We start from the raw sequence: 15,300 nt of genomic DNA on the forward strand, positions 1-15,300 counted from the left end.
CGCCGTCAGTCGGCGCCGACCGCGCCGATGCGGTCGCGGATTTCGGTGAGCTGGTTGCGCAGGGCGACGATCGCGGTCAGCGGCTCGCCTATCGCCTCGGCCAGGCGCTTCGGGATTTCCTCGGCCCTTGCCCTCAAGGCGTGGCCGGCCTCCGTCAGCAACACGCGTACCTGTCGTTCGTCGCCGCTGTCGCGTGCGCGGGTGACGAGGCCGGCGGCGTCGAGCCGTTTCAACAGCGGGGTAAGGGTCCCCGAATCGAGCTGCAGGCGGGCGCCGATCTCCTTTACCGTCACATCCTCCTCTTCCCACAGCACCAGCATGACCAGATATTGGGGATAAGTGAGGCCCAGCGGCGCCAGCAGCGGCTTATAGGCCCGGGTGAAGGCATGGCTGGTCGAATAGAGCGCGAAGCAGAGCTGCTGCGCCAGGCCGAGCCTGCCCCCCACTTTGTCATCGGTTTGCTTCATGCCCGCTCCTCGATTCCGCGCTTTTCTGAATCTAGTTCCACAGCAGCCGGACGGGAATAGCTTGTGTAAAATTTAATTGCGCAATCCAGGTATGTAGATCATGCATGCAAAATTAAATTGTACACAATCTAATTTATGCCAATATCCCCTCCATCGGCGGCGGACCACCCGGCTCGGCCGAGAAGCCCAAAGACAGAGCAGAGGAAAGGAAGCAGATCATGAGCGTCAATGTTCTCTATCGCACCAAGGCGACGGCGACCGGCGGCCGCGACGGCAAGGCACAGACCGCCGACGGCACGTTCAGCGTCACGCTTGCGACGCCCAAGGAACTGGGCGGCGCCGGCGGGACCGGCAACAATCCCGAACAGCTTTTCGCCGCCGGCTATTCGGCCTGCTTCATCGGTGCGCTCAAATTCGTCGGCGCCCAGGAGAAAGTGAAGGTGCCCGCCGATACCAGCATCACCGCGGAGGTCGGCATCGGTCCGCGTTCCGAAGGCGGCTTCGGCCTTGAAGTGACGCTCGACATCTCGCTGCCCGGCCTCGACCGGCAGGCAGCGGAAGCGCTCGTCGCCAAGGCGCATCAGGTGTGCCCGTATTCGAACGCGACGCGCGGCAATATCGATGTGAAGCTGAACGTGCTCTAAGGCGGCTTGTCGGCACCAGCGGATGCCCGGGTCAAGCCCGGGTATGACGGCTCTTTTTTATCGTCATGGCCGGGCTTGACCCGGCCATCCACTTTTTCAGGAAAAGCCTCACCCCCGCCGCTGCTGCGCTTCCCTTGCTGCCTTGAGGTTGGCGCGGATGAAATCGCGGGCGTGGGCGGCGAGGTCGCCGCTGTCTTCCCAGAGATTGCGCCAGATGGCGAGGATTCCCGAAAGCTGCTTGTTGACGACGGTCGAGGAGAAGCTCTCGAAGGTGATCGGGCCCTTGTAGCCGGCGCGCGCGAGGCCGCGGAATATCTTGTCGAAATCGACCGTGCCGGCGCCGAGATAGCCGCGGTTCGATTCGCCGATATGGAAGTAGCCGAGATGGTCGCCGGTGGCGACGATGGCCTGTTCGATATCGGCCTCCTCGATATTCATGTGGTAGGTGTCGAGATGCACCTTCACATTGGGGGCACCGATGCGCTTGCAGAAATCGACCGCCTGCGCCGCCGTGTTGAGCACGTTGCTTTCATAGCGGTTCACCACTTCGAGGCCGATGGTGATGCTGCTCCGGGCGGCTTCAGCACAGATGCGGCGCAGCACGTCGGCCGAGTTCTCCTTGCCGCGCTCGGTGGTGGGGTCGGCGTATTTCATGAAGCCGGAATAGAGGATGCCGCACATATGCGTGGCCCCCATGTCGCGGGTGACGGCAAGTGCTTCGCGCAGCAGTTTTTCGCCGCGCCGGATCTTGTCCGGATCCTCGCTGGAAATGTCGGCGCCGCCATCGAGCCCCAACGACACCGTGATGCCGAGTCCGTTGGCTTCCGCCACGCGCCGGGTATGGGCCGGGTCGATGGTCGCGGGGTCGAGGGCGGGTATTTCGATGATGTCGTAACCCAGGGCCGCCGTGCGCTCGATCGCCTTATTGGCCTCGGCATGGCTCCAGCCGCCGACCCAGACCAAGGCGTGGACGCCGATTTTGTTCATGCCGATCGCTCCTTGCGGTGACAGCGTTGTCAGGTTGAGGAAAATAGGGCCGAATCAAGGCGTTGACCAGCATCCATGCTGCTTCGTGAAATTTTCTGTCGCAAGACGGCCGGGCGGCGCCAGTTTCGCTTCGAGGGTGCGTCACTTTCGCAATGTTGCAATGCGAAAGCCACATTGAAAGTCCGGCGTTAACAGCTATATAGTCGTACTGCAGTGCAGCAATCGGCGACAGCGAGAAACGCCGGAGCACGGGAGGAAGATATCCACACTTAAGGAGGTCTTCCATGTGGCCCTATAGCGAAGAAGAGAATGTCTGGCTGACGGAAAAGCCGGAATACCGGGTAAAGTCCCACCACTACGATGCCGAACTGCCGGAATATTACCGGCCTGAGACGGTCCTGGCCGATTCCATCGATTTCCATCGCCAGCGGGCGCATGAACTGCGCAACGAGGCGATCGGCCATTTCTTCGGCGGGATCGCCAATGAAGCGGCGACCGTCCTGCGGCAGCTCGGTCAGTTGACCAGCGGCCATCACGGCAAGGTCGAAGCGGCGATCAACGAGTTGCGCAAGACCGTGACGCCGCGCAACGCTTAGGATTCAGGGCGTGAGATTCAGGCAACCGAACGCTGCGAACGCTGAGCGATCAGCGCGCGCAGCTTGGCGGGTTTGACCGGCTTGTGCAGGACATCCAGGCGCAAGGCCTTGGCGCGCGCCATGACGATGGGATCGCGGTTGGCCGTGATGAGCACGGCGGGCAGCGCATCGCCCCAGGCGTCGCGCAGTTTGGCGATCTCGTTGATCCCGTCGGGCTGTTCGTCGCCCAGGTGCAGGTCGATCAGCAGCAGATCCGGCGGCCCGTCGCGGCCGGCCGAGGCAGCCAGCGCCAGGTCGGCACTGGCGGCGGTGATCACGTCGCAGCCCCAGCTCTTCAACAGCACATCCATGCCTTCGCGCACCTGCTCCTCGTCATCGATGCAGATGACGAAGGGCGCCCTGACCATGGCGTCGGGATCGCCAATATCCGGCTGTGCATCCCGAAGGCTCGCCGTATCGGCGAGCGTGAGCGGCAGATCGATGCTGAAGGCGGCACCCTTGCCGGGTGCGGAGGCAAGGCCACGCCCGTGGCCCAGCATCCGCGCGATGCGGTCGACGATGGCCAGCCCTAGCCCCAGCCCCCTTTCCCCGCCGACGCTGGCCGGCTTCAGGCGGATGAATTCCTGATAGATATTGGCCTGCTGATGCTGGGCGATGCCGGGTCCGTTGTCGCGCACTTCGATGCGGATATTGTCGCCCACGCGCCGGCAGCCCATCAGGACACGCGGCCTGGCGCCCGGGCCGCGGCCATAGCGGATGGCGTTCGACAGATAATTCTGCAGCACGCGCCGCAGCAATGCCGGATCGGTCGTCACCCATGCCCTGGACGGCACGACGCGCAGGTTCATGCCGTTGCGCTCGGCCAAGGGCGCGAAGGCATCGGCCAGGGATTGCAGCAGCGGCCCCAGCGGAATGGCGCGCGGCTCCGGCTTGATGGCGCCGGCATCGAGCTTGGCGATATCGAGGAGGGTGTCGAGCAGGGCCTCGACCGAGGAGAGGCCGAGATCGACCTTGGCCACCAGTTCGTCCGCCACATGCCGTTCCGAGAGGGCCGCCACGAAGAGACGCGCCGCATGCAGCGGCTGCAGCAGATCGTGGCTGGCGGCGGCGATGAAGCGGGTCTTGTCGATATTGGCTTCCTCGGCCCGGGCGCGGGCGGCCTCCAGTTCGGCCGTGCGCGTCGCCACGCGCCGCTCCAGGCTTTCATTGGCGATTCGCAACGCCTCCTCGGCGCGGCGCCGCTCGGTGATGTCGACATAGAGCAGGAAGAAGCCCAGCACCTGGCCGCTTTCGTCGAAGTGCGGGATATAGGTGCCGCGCGCCACTTCGATCTTGGCGTCGTTGGTGGGGAAGTCGATCTCGAACACCTGCACGTTGCCGGCCAGCACCGCGTCGATATGCGGCTTCAGCTGCTGATAGCGCGCCTCGCCCAGCACCTCGCGCACATGGCGGCCCTCTGTCGCGGCGGCGCCGTCCTTCAGCGAGGCCTTGTAGGACCGGTTGGTGAAGCGATAGGTCCGGTCGCGGTCGATATAGGCGATCAGCACCGGCACGTTGTCGGTGACGATGCGCGTGCGCCTTTCGCTGTCGCGCAGGGCCTCGGCCGCGCGCACCCGCGCCGTCACGTCGTTGGCGGTGACGATGACGCCGCCGCCGGCCAGCGGGTCGGCGCGCAGCTCCGTCACCGATCCGTCGCCGAGCTTGATTTCGCGCAAGGCCACGGGCGCCGTATCGAGCGCCGCCGCCAGCGCCGGCAGGTGCGCCGGCAGGTTGGCGATATTGATGCCGACGCCGAGCGTTTCGCGCTCGACGCCGGAAAGAATGGCAAAGCGGTCGTTCCACACTTCAAGCTTGCCGGTCGCATCGAAGACCGCCAGGCCCAGCCCCATATGATCCAGCGTCCGGCGCAAGAGATCGGCATTATAGCGGATGGCGGCGGTGGCCTCGTCCAGCATTTCACGGATGGAGCCCGGCATCCACAGGCCCTTGCGCCGCGCCGTGGTGACAACGACACGGGCCGACGCCGCGCCGATCGTGCCCGAGAGCAGGCGTTCGGTGAACTCGACCGCGGCGGCGCCGGAGAGATTGAGCGTGCCGAAAGCTTCCTCGGCCCGCTCGGTGCCGATGAAGCGGGCGGCAAGCTCCTTCAACTGGTCGAGTTCGGTGCGCGCCGGCGAAACCGGCTTTGAACGGTCGCCCTCCTTGTCGTCGCCGCAGAAGGCCGCGGCCTGCTGCCGGTCACGGGCCATGGGCCTGGCCAGCAGCGAACCCACCACCAGCAGCGCCACATTGACGGCCATCGCAACGACGAAGCCGCGCAGCAGCGGGTCGAACCAGGCGAGGGGCCCGATGGGGGGAAGGGTCGGCGCCTGGTGCGGCTGGATGGTCGGCCACAGGATCGCCCAGAACCAGACCGCGAACCCGCCCAGCAGCCCCGCGATGACGCCATAGCGATGGGCGCGGCGCCAATAGAGGCCAATGAGCAGGGGCGGAGCGAAATTCGCGACGGCGCAGAAGGAGATCAGGCCGATCGTCACCAGCGGCAGCAGGCCGGCGATCGTGCGGTAGTAGGCGTAGGCGCATAACAGGATGGCGATGACGGCCAGACGCCGCACCAGAAGGCCGAGCTGGCCCAGATGCGCGCCTTCCTCCTGGCGGCGGCGCAGCAGCCAGGGCATGACCAGCTCGTTGCCGACCATGCCGGACAGCGCCATGCATGCAACCGCGACCATGCTGGTGGCGGCCGACAATCCCCCTAAGAAGATGAAGGCGGTCAGCCATTCCGCACCTTCCGAATGCGGCAGGGAGAGGACGAAAAAATCCGGCACGTGGGAAGGGTCGAGCCGGGCGAGGCCCGCCATCGCGATCGGCACGACGAAGATGTTGATGACGACGAGATAGAGCGGAAACATCCAGCGCGCGGTCATGAGGCTCTTGGGGTGGTCGTGTTCGACCACGGCGACATGGAACTGGCGCGGCAGGCAGAGGAAGGAAAGGCCCGACAGAACGGTCAGCGCCAGCCAATTGGCATTGACGGTCGGATTGAGGATCTGTGCCGCCGCCGGCAGGGACTGCGTCTTGGCCAGCAGGGCGCCAGGGCCGTCGAACATCCCCCAGACGATGAAGACGCCCCCGGCCAGAAGCGCGCAGAGCTTGACCAGGCTTTCGATGGCGATCGCCAGCATCATGCCGCGATGCTGTTCGCTCGCCTCGACATGGCGCACGCCGAACAGAATCGTGAAGGCCGCCATCATCAGCGCGACGATGAGGGCCGTGTCCTGCCAGATCGGCACATGCAGGGTGCCGCTGCCGGCGAACTCGCCGGCGCCCACCTTGCCGGAGAGGGCCTCGAAGCTGAACGAGACCGCCTGCAGCTGCAGCGCGATATAAGGCATCGCGCCCACCACCGCGATCAGGGTGGCGATGACGGCGACGGCGCGCGAACGGCCATAGCGGGCGCCGAGGATGTCGGCGATCGATGTGACGTTCTGCTGTTTCGCAAGTGCAATAATGCGCGCCATGACCGGCCAGGCGAGAATGATGACCAGGATCGGCCCGACATAGATGAGCGCGAAATCGAGGCCGTTGGTGACGGCGCGACCGACCGAGCCGTAGAAGGTCCACGATGTGCAGTAAATGGCCAGGGACAAGGCGTAAATGGGTGGTCCCAAGCGCCCGCGCGACCAATTCGCCGCCTTCCTTTCGCCGGCATGGGCGATCAGGAACAGAAGGCCGAGATAGGCCAGCGACAGAATGAGCGTCAGTGTGCTTTGCGACATCGCGAATATTACTGCATGCACCGGTTCAAACTGTCCATTCGGGCCAAAGTCGCTACGACGAAAGTCGGGGGTCCATTGGAGCAAGGGGCGGACTATGAGATACTATGCGCCTCGATTTCATGTAAAAATAGCACCGAGTCGCAGACCATCCAGTCCGACATGACGCCCCTGCCCGACGCGGCGGGGGCCAAGAGAAGCGGACGGCATATTCGGGAGAGATGAGCACTACGCTGCTCACGGGTGCGGAGCCGAAAGTTTCCGGCGCCGCGCCATCCAGATAGGGGGGCGTCGCTTGATTGATGCAATTGAGCCAGATCACCCGCTTTCCATGACCTCGCGCTGCTGGGCGCGCGCTGTTGCGGCTGTTCGGCCATCCCGGCCGGCCGGCAGCTCTTTCACTTTCACAGAAAAACGGGAGGGATAGACAGTGTCTCAATCGTCGACGGTAGACAGGCTTAATCACTGGCGCAGGACCAGGCGGCTGATGTTCATTCATCTCGCTGTCTGGTTCGTCTTCGCCTACATCCTGCAATGGTTTGCGAACGATCTGAACCAGCTTCGGTTCCTCGATTTCCCGCTCGGCTATTACATGGCCGCGCAGGGTTCGCTCTACGCTTTCGTCATCCAGCTCTTCGTCTTCGTGAAGCAGCAGGACAAGGTCGATCGCGAATGCGGCGTCGCAGAAGAATAAAGAGGGGGAACACGCCATGAGCTTCTTCAGATTGCAGGGAAGGTTCGTCGATAACCTTCCGAAGATTTACGCCTTGTACACCGGCACCTTCCTTCTGTTCTTCGCCTTGATGGCATTCTTTGAGCAGCTCGGAATGAGTGCCGACATGATCGGGCTCTGGTTCGTCGGCTTCACGATCGCCATCTACGCGGTGATCGGCTGGCTGTCGCGCACCATGCAGGTCGATGCCTATTACGTGGCCGGGCGCGAAGTGCCGCCGGTCTTCAACGGCATGGCGACGGGAGCGGACTGGATGTCCGGCGCCTCCTTCGTCGCCATGGCGGGCGGCATCTATATCGGCGGCCATCCTTATCTGGGGTTCGTGGTGGGGTGGACCGGCGGCTATGTGCTGGTGGCCATCCTGATGGCGCCCTACCTGCGCAAGTTCGGCTGCTATACCGTGCCGGATTTCGTCGGCACGCGCTATGGCGGCAATCTGGCGCGGTTCTGCGCCGTCATCGTCCTGATCGTGGCGTCCTTCACCTATGTGACGGCGCAGATCGATGCCACGGGCACGATCGCTTCGCGCGCCCTGCAGATTCCGTTCGAAGTGGGCGTCTGGTTCGGCCTCACCGGTATTCTGCTCTGTTCGATGCTGGGCGGCATGCGGGCCGTCACCTGGACCCAGGTGGCGCAGTATATCGTGCTCATCATCGCCTATCTCGTGCCTGTGTTCTGGATGTCGATCACCCAGGATTTCGGCTGGTTCCCGCAGCTGATGTACGGCAACGCCGTCGCCCGCATTCAGGAGCTGGAGCCGATGCTGCAGGTCGGCGCGCTGAAGCCAAGCGAGACCTTCGCCGGCCTCTCGGCGCTGACCAACCTCCATGCCGCTCCCGGGGATTCGGCCCTGGCGGCCTGGAAGTTCTGTACGCTGGTTGCCTGCATGATGCTGGGCACGGCCTCGCTGCCGCACATCCTCATGCGCTACTTCACCACGCCGACCGTGCGTGCCGCGCGCGCGTCGGTGGCATGGTCGCTGTTCTTCATCACGCTGCTTTACTTCACGGCGCCGGCACTGGCCACCTTGACCAAGCTGCAGATCCTGGATCCCAATCTGGCTACCAGCATCATCGGCAAGGCGGTGGCGGACGTGAACGCCCTGGAATGGGTGCAGAAATGGGGCGCGGTCGGCATGTTGAAGATTTCGGATTCCAATCTCGACGGAATCCTCCAGGTCAACGAGTTCTTCATGCGGCCCGACATCGTGGTGCTGGCGACTCCGGAAATCGCCGGTCTGCCCTATGTCATCTCCGGCTTGGTGGCGGCCGGCGGCATGGCAGCCGCCATGTCGACGGCGGACGGGCTCCTGCTCGCCATCGCCAACGCATTGTCGCACGATCTCTATTACAAGATGATCGATCCTCATGCGGAAACGAAGCGGCGGCTGATCGTCGCCCGCGTGCTGCTGGTGGTGATCGGCGTGGCCGGTGCGCTCGTGGCCAGCCTGAAGCTCACCGGCATTCTGGGCGCGGTGGCCTGGGCGTTCTGCTTCGCCATGTCGGGACTGTTCTTCCCGCTGGTGCTGGGCGTATGGTGGAAGCGGGCCAACCGGCCGGGGGCCATAGCCGGCATGGTGGCCGGACTGGGTATCGGTTCGTGGTACCTCTACATGGTCAAATGGGGCGGCATGGCGCCGTGGATCGGCCTCGACGATCTGCGCTTCGGCATCGTGGGTACCGCGGCCAGCGCCATCGCCATGGTCGTGGTGACCTTGCTGACCAAGGCGCCGGATGCGGAAATCCAGGCCATGGTCGACGAAGTCCGTGTCCCCAGCGGTAGAACGATCGTCGATTCGTCGCACTGAGCAAACCGTTCGACGCGGAGCCGGGGAGAGGCTTCTCTCCCCGGCTCTTTTTTGTATGCTGTCCGGGTCGCCGGGCAATCGCAGGGGGAGCGCTGCAAAGATGGTCGAGATCCCACTCTGGGCAATCGTCTTGGACTATATCCTCGGGGTGGTCATGTGGACGCTGATCGGGCGGTTCGGCATGCGCCTCTTCCTGCCGGAGGAAAGCCGGTTCTTCTTTTCCCGCTTCTTCGTTCGCGTCACGGATCCGGTGCTGAGCCTGTTCAAGCCGATCACGCCGGCCTTCCTGGTGAAGCCCATGGTGCCGCTTTACGTGGCCTGGTTCTTCTACATGATCCGGTTCTATCTCATGCCCTGGCTGCTCGGCTATTCCGTGATGGGCATGCTGTCGTTTCCGCTGGAAGGCGAAATCGCCCAGGGCATCTATGCGATCCTCGGCCGGTTTCTCGATTGACGGGCGGCCTCAGAATATGGCGGCCGCATCGAGACAGCGGCGCAGGTCGCGGCGCACTTCCTGCCAGCGGAACCGGACGGAATTGAGCACGATCGGTTCGTCCAGCGCTTTGAGGCTGTCGACAATGGGAGCCCATCTGACCAGTGCCGGCGGGCTTTGCGAGAACGCGGTTTCGTTGTCGCCGACCGCCGGCCAGTCGCATTGACGCAGCCGTTCCAGCACGTCCGCGGCGGATGCCGCGAATTCCGGGCCGGCATCGCCGGGAATGCCGGTCCGCGCAAGGATCGCGTCCACCGCTGCCAGCATGGCCGGGCCGACGGACGGCCGGGATTCCGGCGCGGCTCGCGCCAGCAGGCCGCCGGCATAGATGGCAAGATCCGACAGGCAAGCCAGCCATATCTGCCATTTGGCGACGTTGACCGATGCGACGAAGCCGAGATCGTCGAACAATTCGGGATATCGCTGCCCGGCGCGGGTCCGGAGATAGCCGTAGAGCGAGGTCTGCGCCACGAAGCTTGCGCGCGTCTCCATAAAGTTCTGCAGCCCGGCCATGTCGGCGATCCTTTCCAGGCGCCGCTGTTTGCCGAAACCCAGATAGGCCCGGAAAGTGGGCCAGACCGCCGCCGGGTTGCGCAACAGGTCGATGACGCGCCGCAACGGAATTTCGGCGGGATCGACTCTCTCCTCGGTGCGGCCTGGCTGCATGGCAAAGTCCATCAAAGACGATGCAGACATAAGGCCCGTTTGTCGCCGGACGGTCAAGCCGGCGCGGCGGATTGCGCCTTAGCGGCGTGCGAGGTTTGCGCTAGGATATTTGCGTGACTCTCCCGTTGCGGAACCTGTCGTGGCTGAAGGTAGGTGATCGATGCGGCACGTAACCGGCGCGACGCCGCTCTTTGCCCTCAATGCCGTTGCGATCGACCTTGAGACGACCAGCCTGGATGTCAAGGACGCCCGCATCGTTCAGATCGGTGCCCTGCATATCGAAGGGGGAGAAATCGATGCGGGCCATCCGTTCGACCGGCTTGTCGATCCGCTTGTCCCGATCCCACCTGCCGTATCCGCCGTTCACGGCGTCACCGACGATATCGTCAAGGGCGCGGAAAACCTGGCGACGCGATGGGCCGAATTCAACCGGTTCATCGCCGGGCGCGTGCTGATCGGCCATACGCTGGCCTACGATTTGACGGTATTGCGCAACGAGGCCCATCGGCACCGCCTCTCCTGGCACAAGCCGCGCTCGCTCTGCATCCGGCTGCTGGCACCGCTGGTCGTGCCGGCCTTGCACGACCCGTCGCTGGAGAAACTGGCCGCCTGGTTCCATATCGACATCGAGAACCGGCATACGGCGCTGGGCGACGCCAGGGCGGCGGGGCAGATCTTCCTGCGCATGGTGCCATTGCTGATCGAGCGCGGCATTCATTCCCTGGCCCAGGCTGAACGTGCCCTGGCGCATCGCACGCCCCAGCCCGCAGCCGGAGCGGTCGCCGGCTGGGACCATCCGATCGCCGATCCCCGCAGCGGCGATGTCGGCGGCGATTTCAAGACCTACGACACTTACGTCTACCGCCACATGATCGGCGATGTGATGAGCGCGCCGCCCGTGGTGATCGCCAAAGAGACGAAACTGTCCGACGCGATGGCTGCCATGATGGAAAAGGCGATCTCGTCGGTTCTCGTCGCCGACCGGCCGGAACCCGGACAGCCCATCTCAGCCTATGGCATCCTGACCGAACGAGACGTTCTGCGGCACATAGCCAAAGGCGGCGCGGACGCCCTGACGCACCCGGTCGCAACCATCGCGTCGGCGCCGGTTACGGCCATCCGGGAAGGCACTTTCGTCTATCGCGCGATCCCGCGCATGCGTCGGCAGCGCTATCGCCACCTTGCCGTCATCAACGATTCCGGCGAACTGACCGGCATCGTCTCGGCGCGCGACCTGCTGAAGCTGCGCACCGACCCCGCCATCATGCTCAACGACGAGATCGAGGAGGCAGGGAGCGCCAGCGACATGGCCTTCGCATGGTCCAACCTCGCCACCGTCGTGCAGTCGCTGACGCGCGAAGGGCTGGACGCGCACATCATCACGCGGATCGTTTCGGAGGAACTGCGCGCAGCCACGGAACGAGCGGCCGGGCTGGCCGAGGAAAGCATGCGGGCGGATGGGTTCGCCGATCCGCCCTGTGCCTATGCGATCATGGTCCTGGGTTCCGGCGGGCGCGGCGAAAGCCTGCTGAAACCGGATCAGGACAATGCGGTGATCTTCGAACATGGCGATGCCGGCGGCCGCGAAGACAAATGGTTTGCCGAGCTCGGCACGCGGATGGCGTCGATTCTGGATACGGCCGGCATCCCCTTGTGCGATGGCGGCGTCATGGCCAGGAATCCGTCGTGGCGCGGTTCCCTTGCGACATGGCGCGCGCGTGTCGATGCGTGGATCGCCAGCGGCAATCCGCAGAACCTGCTCAATGTCGATATCTTTTTCGACGGTTACCCGGTGCACGGTCGCCGTCAATTGGCGACCGATCTCTTCACCTATGCGTACGCGATGGGCAGCAGGAGCCCGATCTTCACCAAGCTCCTGGGCGCCAAGCTCGAGCAGATCGCCAATCCGTTCGGCTTCTTCGGCCGCATCAACACCGAGAACGGCAAGATCGACCTCAAGCTGCATGCCTTGTTTCCGGTCGTGGCGGCGGCGCGCACGCTCGCCATCAGGCACAACATCCTCGCTCATTCCACCAAGGACCGCCTGTCGCGGCTGGCGGCGCTCGAACGCGGCGATGCGGCGCTGCTGCTCGGCCTCCTCGACGATCACGCCTTTTGCCAATCCCTGCTGCTGGCACAGCAATCGCGCGCCATGCTTGGCGGCGAGAAGCTCAGCAACGCGATCGACATCGCCAAGCTGTCGGCACGCGAAGCGGCGCGTCTCAAGGAAGCGCTGAAACGCATCCAGCTGGTTCCCGATCTCGTTCGCGGCATGATGTTCTAGGGCGTTTTCGCCTGCGCGGAAATCGCTGCGATCCCTTCACGCCGACCCTCTCCGAAGGTCGATAAGACCAAAGTCTGGGCTCCTTTCGCCACCGCCCCGGCATATGACGGTATCGAGTTCCAATTCCGGTAAGCCGGTCAGTGGAGCCGGGTGACAACATCGGCCGTCGCATTGCGGTGGCTGTGATGGCTGTGCGCACGGGCAAGAGCGCCAAGCGCCGACCTTGTGCCAGACACCCCGAGAACTTGAAACATGGGGAGATAGCTACAGTGTCAACAATTACCGAATCTGCCGGCCGCATCGCCGTCACAAAGGAAAGAGAACCATCCGACGTCAAGATGGTGGTCTTTGCCTCGTCATTGGGCACAGTGTTCGAATGGTACGATTTCTATCTCTACGGTTCGTTGGCCGCGATCATCTCCAAGCAATTCTTCTCCGGCGTCAATCCGACAGCGGCCTTCATCTTCGCGTTGATGGCGTTCGCCGCCGGCTTTGCCGTGCGTCCTTTCGGCGCCGTCTTCTTCGGTCGCCTGGGCGACATGGTGGGGCGCAAATATACCTTCCTGATCACCATCTCGATCATGGGCATCTCGACCTTCATCGTCGGCCTCTTGCCAAGCTACGCTTCGATCGGCATCGCGGCGCCGATCATCCTCGTCGGCCTCCGGCTGCTGCAGGGCCTGGCGCTCGGCGGTGAATATGGCGGTGCCGCGACCTATGTGGCCGAACATGCGCCGGCCGGCAAGCGCGGCCTCCATACCAGCTGGATCCAGACCACGGCGACACTGGGCCTCTTCCTGTCGCTGCTGGTGATTCTCGGCACCCGCACAATCATCGGCGAAGAGGAATTCTCCGCCTGGGGCTGGCGTGTGCCGTTCGTCATCTCGCTGCTGCTGCTGCTGATCTCGGTCTGGATCCGCCTGAAGCTCAGCGAATCGCCGACCTTCCAGAAGATGAAGGACGAGGGCAAGGGCTCGAAGGCGCCGCTCACGGAAAGCTTCGGCCAGTGGAAGAACCTCAAGATCGTCCTTCTGGCGCTCTTCGGTCTCACCGCCGGCCAGGCCGTGGTGTGGTACACGGGCCAGTTCTATGCGCTCTTCTTCCTCACCCAGAGCCTCAAGGTCGACGCATTCACGGCCAACATCCTGATTGCCGTCTCGCTGGCCATCGGTACGCCCTGCTTCATCCTGTTCGGCTGGCTGTCGGACAAGATCGGCCGCAAGCGTATCATCATGGCCGGCTGCGCATTGGCCGTGCTGACCTACTTCCCGGTCTTCAAGGCGATCACGCATTACGCCAACCCGGCGCTCGAGGTTGCGCAAGCCACGGCACCGGTGACCGTGGTGGCCGATCCGAGCAGCTGCTCGTTCCAGTTCAATCCGGTGGGGACGTCGAAGTTCCTGACCTCTTGCGATATCGCCAAGAGCTTCCTCGCCAAGGGATCGGTGAACTATGCCAACGAAGCGGCACCGGCCGGCGCCCTCGCGCAGATCAAGATCGGCGATACGGTCATCGACAGCTTTGAAGGCAAGGGCCTGCCGGCCGAGGAAATGAAGGCGAAGACCGAAGCCTTCACCGCGGCGATGACGGCGGCGGTGGCGGCGGCGGGCTATCCCGCCAAGGCCGATCCGGCGCAGATCGACCATGTCATGGTTACCATCCTGCTGGTCTACCTGGTGGTGCTGGTGACGATGGTCTACGGCCCGATCGCGGCCATGCTGGTCGAACTCTTCCCGACCCGCATCCGCTACACCTCGATGTCGCTTCCCTATCACATCGGCAATGGCTGGTTCGGCGGCTTCCTGCCGACGGTCAGCTTCGCCATGGTGGCGGCGCAGGGCGACATCTATTACGGCCTCTGGTATCCGATCGCCATCGCGGCGATGACTTTCGTGGTCGGCATCTTCTTTATCCACGAAACCAAGGATCACCGCATGGAAATCTGGTGAGACCTCACCGGATATAGGTTCCCCCTCCGGGCCCTGCCGCAAGGCAGGGCCCTCTTCTTATCCAGCGTTTGCTAGTTTATCTTGGCGATGGCGTTGATGGCGCCATAGCCCATGGCACCTTCGGACAAGGGGGCGGATTCGCCATCCGCCAGGAAGGCCTTGGCCAAAGCCCCGGCGCGGCCCCAGACGGCTTCGGCGATGCCCGAACCGGCGGAGAGGCGCCGGACGCCGAGCTTGCCGAGTTCGGCAGCCCCCGGCAGGCCCGCCCAGGCCAGCACGTTGAGCGGCATGTCGGTGCCGGCGGCGATGGCGCGGATTTCATCGGCGGCAACCACGCCCGGCACGAAGATTCCGCTGGCGCCCGCCTCGCGATAGATCCTGGCGCGCTTCAGGGTTTCGCCCACGCGCGCTTCGGCCGGAACCAGGCCGCGCAGATAGACGTCGGTCCGGGCGTTGATATAGAGATCGACACCGCTGCCATCGCCCGCCGCGCGCGCGGCCGCAATTCTGGCGGCAAGCTGTTCGGGCGGGTTCGACCCATCCTCGATGTTAATGCCGATGCCGCCGACATCGATGATTTGGCTGACCGCCCGACCCACTTCCGCGGCATCGCGGCCGAAGCCAGCCTCCATGTCGACCGATAGCGGGACGGTGACCGTCCGGGCAATCAGCGCGACATGCGAAACAAGATGCTCCAGCGGCAACGCATTGCCGTCGGGAAAGCCCAGTGCCCAGGCAAAGCCGGCGCTGGTCGTGGCAATCGCCTGGGCTCCCAGGCTTTCAAACAGGCGCGCGGAGCCCGCATCCCAGGCATTGGCCAGCTTCAGGATGCCGGGGCCGCGATGCAGCGCATTGAAGAGCGTGGCGGAATCGGGACGGGCCGACATGGGTTTGTTCC

The 15,300-nt window shown here is 64.1% G+C and carries 12 protein-coding genes; 7 read left to right on the top strand and 5 right to left on the bottom strand.

The features are described from left to right. Positions 1–5: 5 nt before the first annotated feature. Positions 6–467: a MarR family winged helix-turn-helix transcriptional regulator gene (locus ACE3TY_RS13885; RefSeq protein WP_374653908.1), complete on the bottom strand. Its 462-nt coding sequence runs from the start codon at positions 465–467 to the stop codon at positions 6–8. Between the two features lie 218 nt (positions 468–685). Here ACE3TY_RS13885 and ACE3TY_RS13890 point away from each other — a divergent pair, with 218 nt between their 5' ends. Beyond that, the gene (locus ACE3TY_RS13890) at positions 686–1,111 is read left to right on the top strand and encodes an organic hydroperoxide resistance protein (RefSeq protein ID WP_374653910.1); all 426 of its coding nucleotides are present in this window, start codon (positions 686–688) and stop codon (positions 1,109–1,111) included. Positions 1,112–1,219: 108 nt separating this feature from the next. Here the strand turns inward: ACE3TY_RS13890 and ACE3TY_RS13895 are convergent, their stop codons facing one another. After that, positions 1,220–2,098 (bottom strand): sugar phosphate isomerase/epimerase family protein, encoded by an 879-nt coding sequence (locus ACE3TY_RS13895; RefSeq protein ID WP_374653912.1) that lies wholly within the window; start codon positions 2,096–2,098, stop codon positions 1,220–1,222. Positions 2,099–2,382: 284 nt separating this feature from the next. On the opposite strand from ACE3TY_RS13895, the gene ACE3TY_RS13900 reads away from it, so the two are divergent. Continuing rightward, a complete protein-coding gene (locus tag ACE3TY_RS13900; RefSeq protein WP_374653914.1) occupies positions 2,383–2,694 on the top strand; it encodes a hypothetical protein in 312 nt (103 codons plus the stop codon). 17 nt (positions 2,695–2,711) lie between these two features. Here ACE3TY_RS13900 and ACE3TY_RS13905 read toward each other — a convergent pair whose 3' ends face one another. Further along, the gene (locus ACE3TY_RS13905) at positions 2,712–6,473 is read right to left on the bottom strand and encodes a PAS domain-containing protein (protein WP_374653916.1); all 3,762 of its coding nucleotides are present in this window, start codon (positions 6,471–6,473) and stop codon (positions 2,712–2,714) included. A 427-nt stretch (positions 6,474–6,900) separates the two neighbouring features. On the opposite strand from ACE3TY_RS13905, the gene ACE3TY_RS13910 reads away from it, so the two are divergent. From ACE3TY_RS13910 to ACE3TY_RS13920, 3 genes are all read left to right on the top strand, one after another. Next, positions 6,901–7,164, top strand: coding sequence for a DUF4212 domain-containing protein (locus tag ACE3TY_RS13910; protein ID WP_374653918.1), 264 nt, complete (start codon positions 6,901–6,903; stop codon positions 7,162–7,164). Between the two features lie 16 nt (positions 7,165–7,180). Further along, the gene (locus tag ACE3TY_RS13915) at positions 7,181–9,010 is read left to right on the top strand and encodes a sodium:solute symporter family protein (RefSeq protein WP_374653920.1); all 1,830 of its coding nucleotides are present in this window, start codon (positions 7,181–7,183) and stop codon (positions 9,008–9,010) included. Positions 9,011–9,110: 100 nt separating this feature from the next. Beyond that, positions 9,111–9,464 carry a hypothetical protein gene (locus ACE3TY_RS13920; RefSeq protein WP_374653922.1) on the top strand — a complete coding sequence of 118 codons (354 nt, stop codon included), beginning with the start codon at positions 9,111–9,113 and terminating at the stop codon, positions 9,462–9,464. Between the two features lie 9 nt (positions 9,465–9,473). Here ACE3TY_RS13920 and ACE3TY_RS13925 read toward each other — a convergent pair whose 3' ends face one another. Next, entirely contained in the window at positions 9,474–10,169 is a 696-nt protein-coding gene (locus tag ACE3TY_RS13925) for a hypothetical protein (RefSeq protein WP_374653924.1), read from the bottom strand. A gap of 160 nt (positions 10,170–10,329) precedes the next feature. Here ACE3TY_RS13925 and ACE3TY_RS13930 point away from each other — a divergent pair, with 160 nt between their 5' ends. Together ACE3TY_RS13930 and ACE3TY_RS13935 are read left to right on the top strand one after the other, a co-directional pair. Further along, positions 10,330–12,453, top strand: a complete 2,124-nt coding sequence (locus ACE3TY_RS13930) for a DUF294 nucleotidyltransferase-like domain-containing protein (protein ID WP_374653926.1) — start codon at positions 10,330–10,332, stop codon at positions 12,451–12,453. Positions 12,454–12,791: 338 nt separating this feature from the next. Continuing rightward, positions 12,792–14,402 (top strand): MFS transporter, encoded by a 1,611-nt coding sequence (locus ACE3TY_RS13935; protein ID WP_374654104.1) that lies wholly within the window; start codon positions 12,792–12,794, stop codon positions 14,400–14,402. Between the two features lie 71 nt (positions 14,403–14,473). Here ACE3TY_RS13935 and ACE3TY_RS13940 read toward each other — a convergent pair whose 3' ends face one another. After that, entirely contained in the window at positions 14,474–15,289 is an 816-nt protein-coding gene (locus ACE3TY_RS13940) for an isocitrate lyase/phosphoenolpyruvate mutase family protein (protein WP_374653928.1), read from the bottom strand. Between the last annotated feature and the right edge of the window lie 11 nt (positions 15,290–15,300).

This window comes from Dongia sp., assembly GCF_041918875.1.
Classification (GTDB): domain Bacteria; phylum Pseudomonadota; class Alphaproteobacteria; order Dongiales; family Dongiaceae; genus Dongia.

Excerpts from the sequence above, each read along its gene's own strand:
- ACE3TY_RS13895 (WP_374653912.1), bottom strand. The coding sequence starts at position 2,098 with ATGAACAAAATCGGCGTCCACGCCTTGGTCTGGGTCGGCGGCTGGAGC.
- ACE3TY_RS13935 (WP_374654104.1), top strand. The coding sequence starts at position 12,792 with ATGGTGGTCTTTGCCTCGTCATTGGGCACAGTGTTCGAATGGTACGAT.
- ACE3TY_RS13900 (WP_374653914.1), top strand. The coding sequence starts at position 2,383 with ATGTGGCCCTATAGCGAAGAAGAGAATGTCTGGCTGACGGAAAAGCCG.
- ACE3TY_RS13920 (WP_374653922.1), top strand. The coding sequence starts at position 9,111 with ATGGTCGAGATCCCACTCTGGGCAATCGTCTTGGACTATATCCTCGGG.
- ACE3TY_RS13930 (WP_374653926.1), top strand. The coding sequence starts at position 10,330 with ATGCGGCACGTAACCGGCGCGACGCCGCTCTTTGCCCTCAATGCCGTT.
- ACE3TY_RS13905 (WP_374653916.1), bottom strand. The coding sequence starts at position 6,473 with ATGTCGCAAAGCACACTGACGCTCATTCTGTCGCTGGCCTATCTCGGC.
- ACE3TY_RS13925 (WP_374653924.1), bottom strand. The coding sequence starts at position 10,169 with ATGCAGCCAGGCCGCACCGAGGAGAGAGTCGATCCCGCCGAAATTCCG.
- ACE3TY_RS13915 (WP_374653920.1), top strand. The coding sequence starts at position 7,181 with ATGAGCTTCTTCAGATTGCAGGGAAGGTTCGTCGATAACCTTCCGAAG.
- ACE3TY_RS13885 (WP_374653908.1), bottom strand. The coding sequence starts at position 467 with ATGAAGCAAACCGATGACAAAGTGGGGGGCAGGCTCGGCCTGGCGCAG.
- ACE3TY_RS13940 (WP_374653928.1), bottom strand. The coding sequence starts at position 15,289 with ATGTCGGCCCGTCCCGATTCCGCCACGCTCTTCAATGCGCTGCATCGC.
- ACE3TY_RS13890 (WP_374653910.1), top strand. The coding sequence starts at position 686 with ATGAGCGTCAATGTTCTCTATCGCACCAAGGCGACGGCGACCGGCGGC.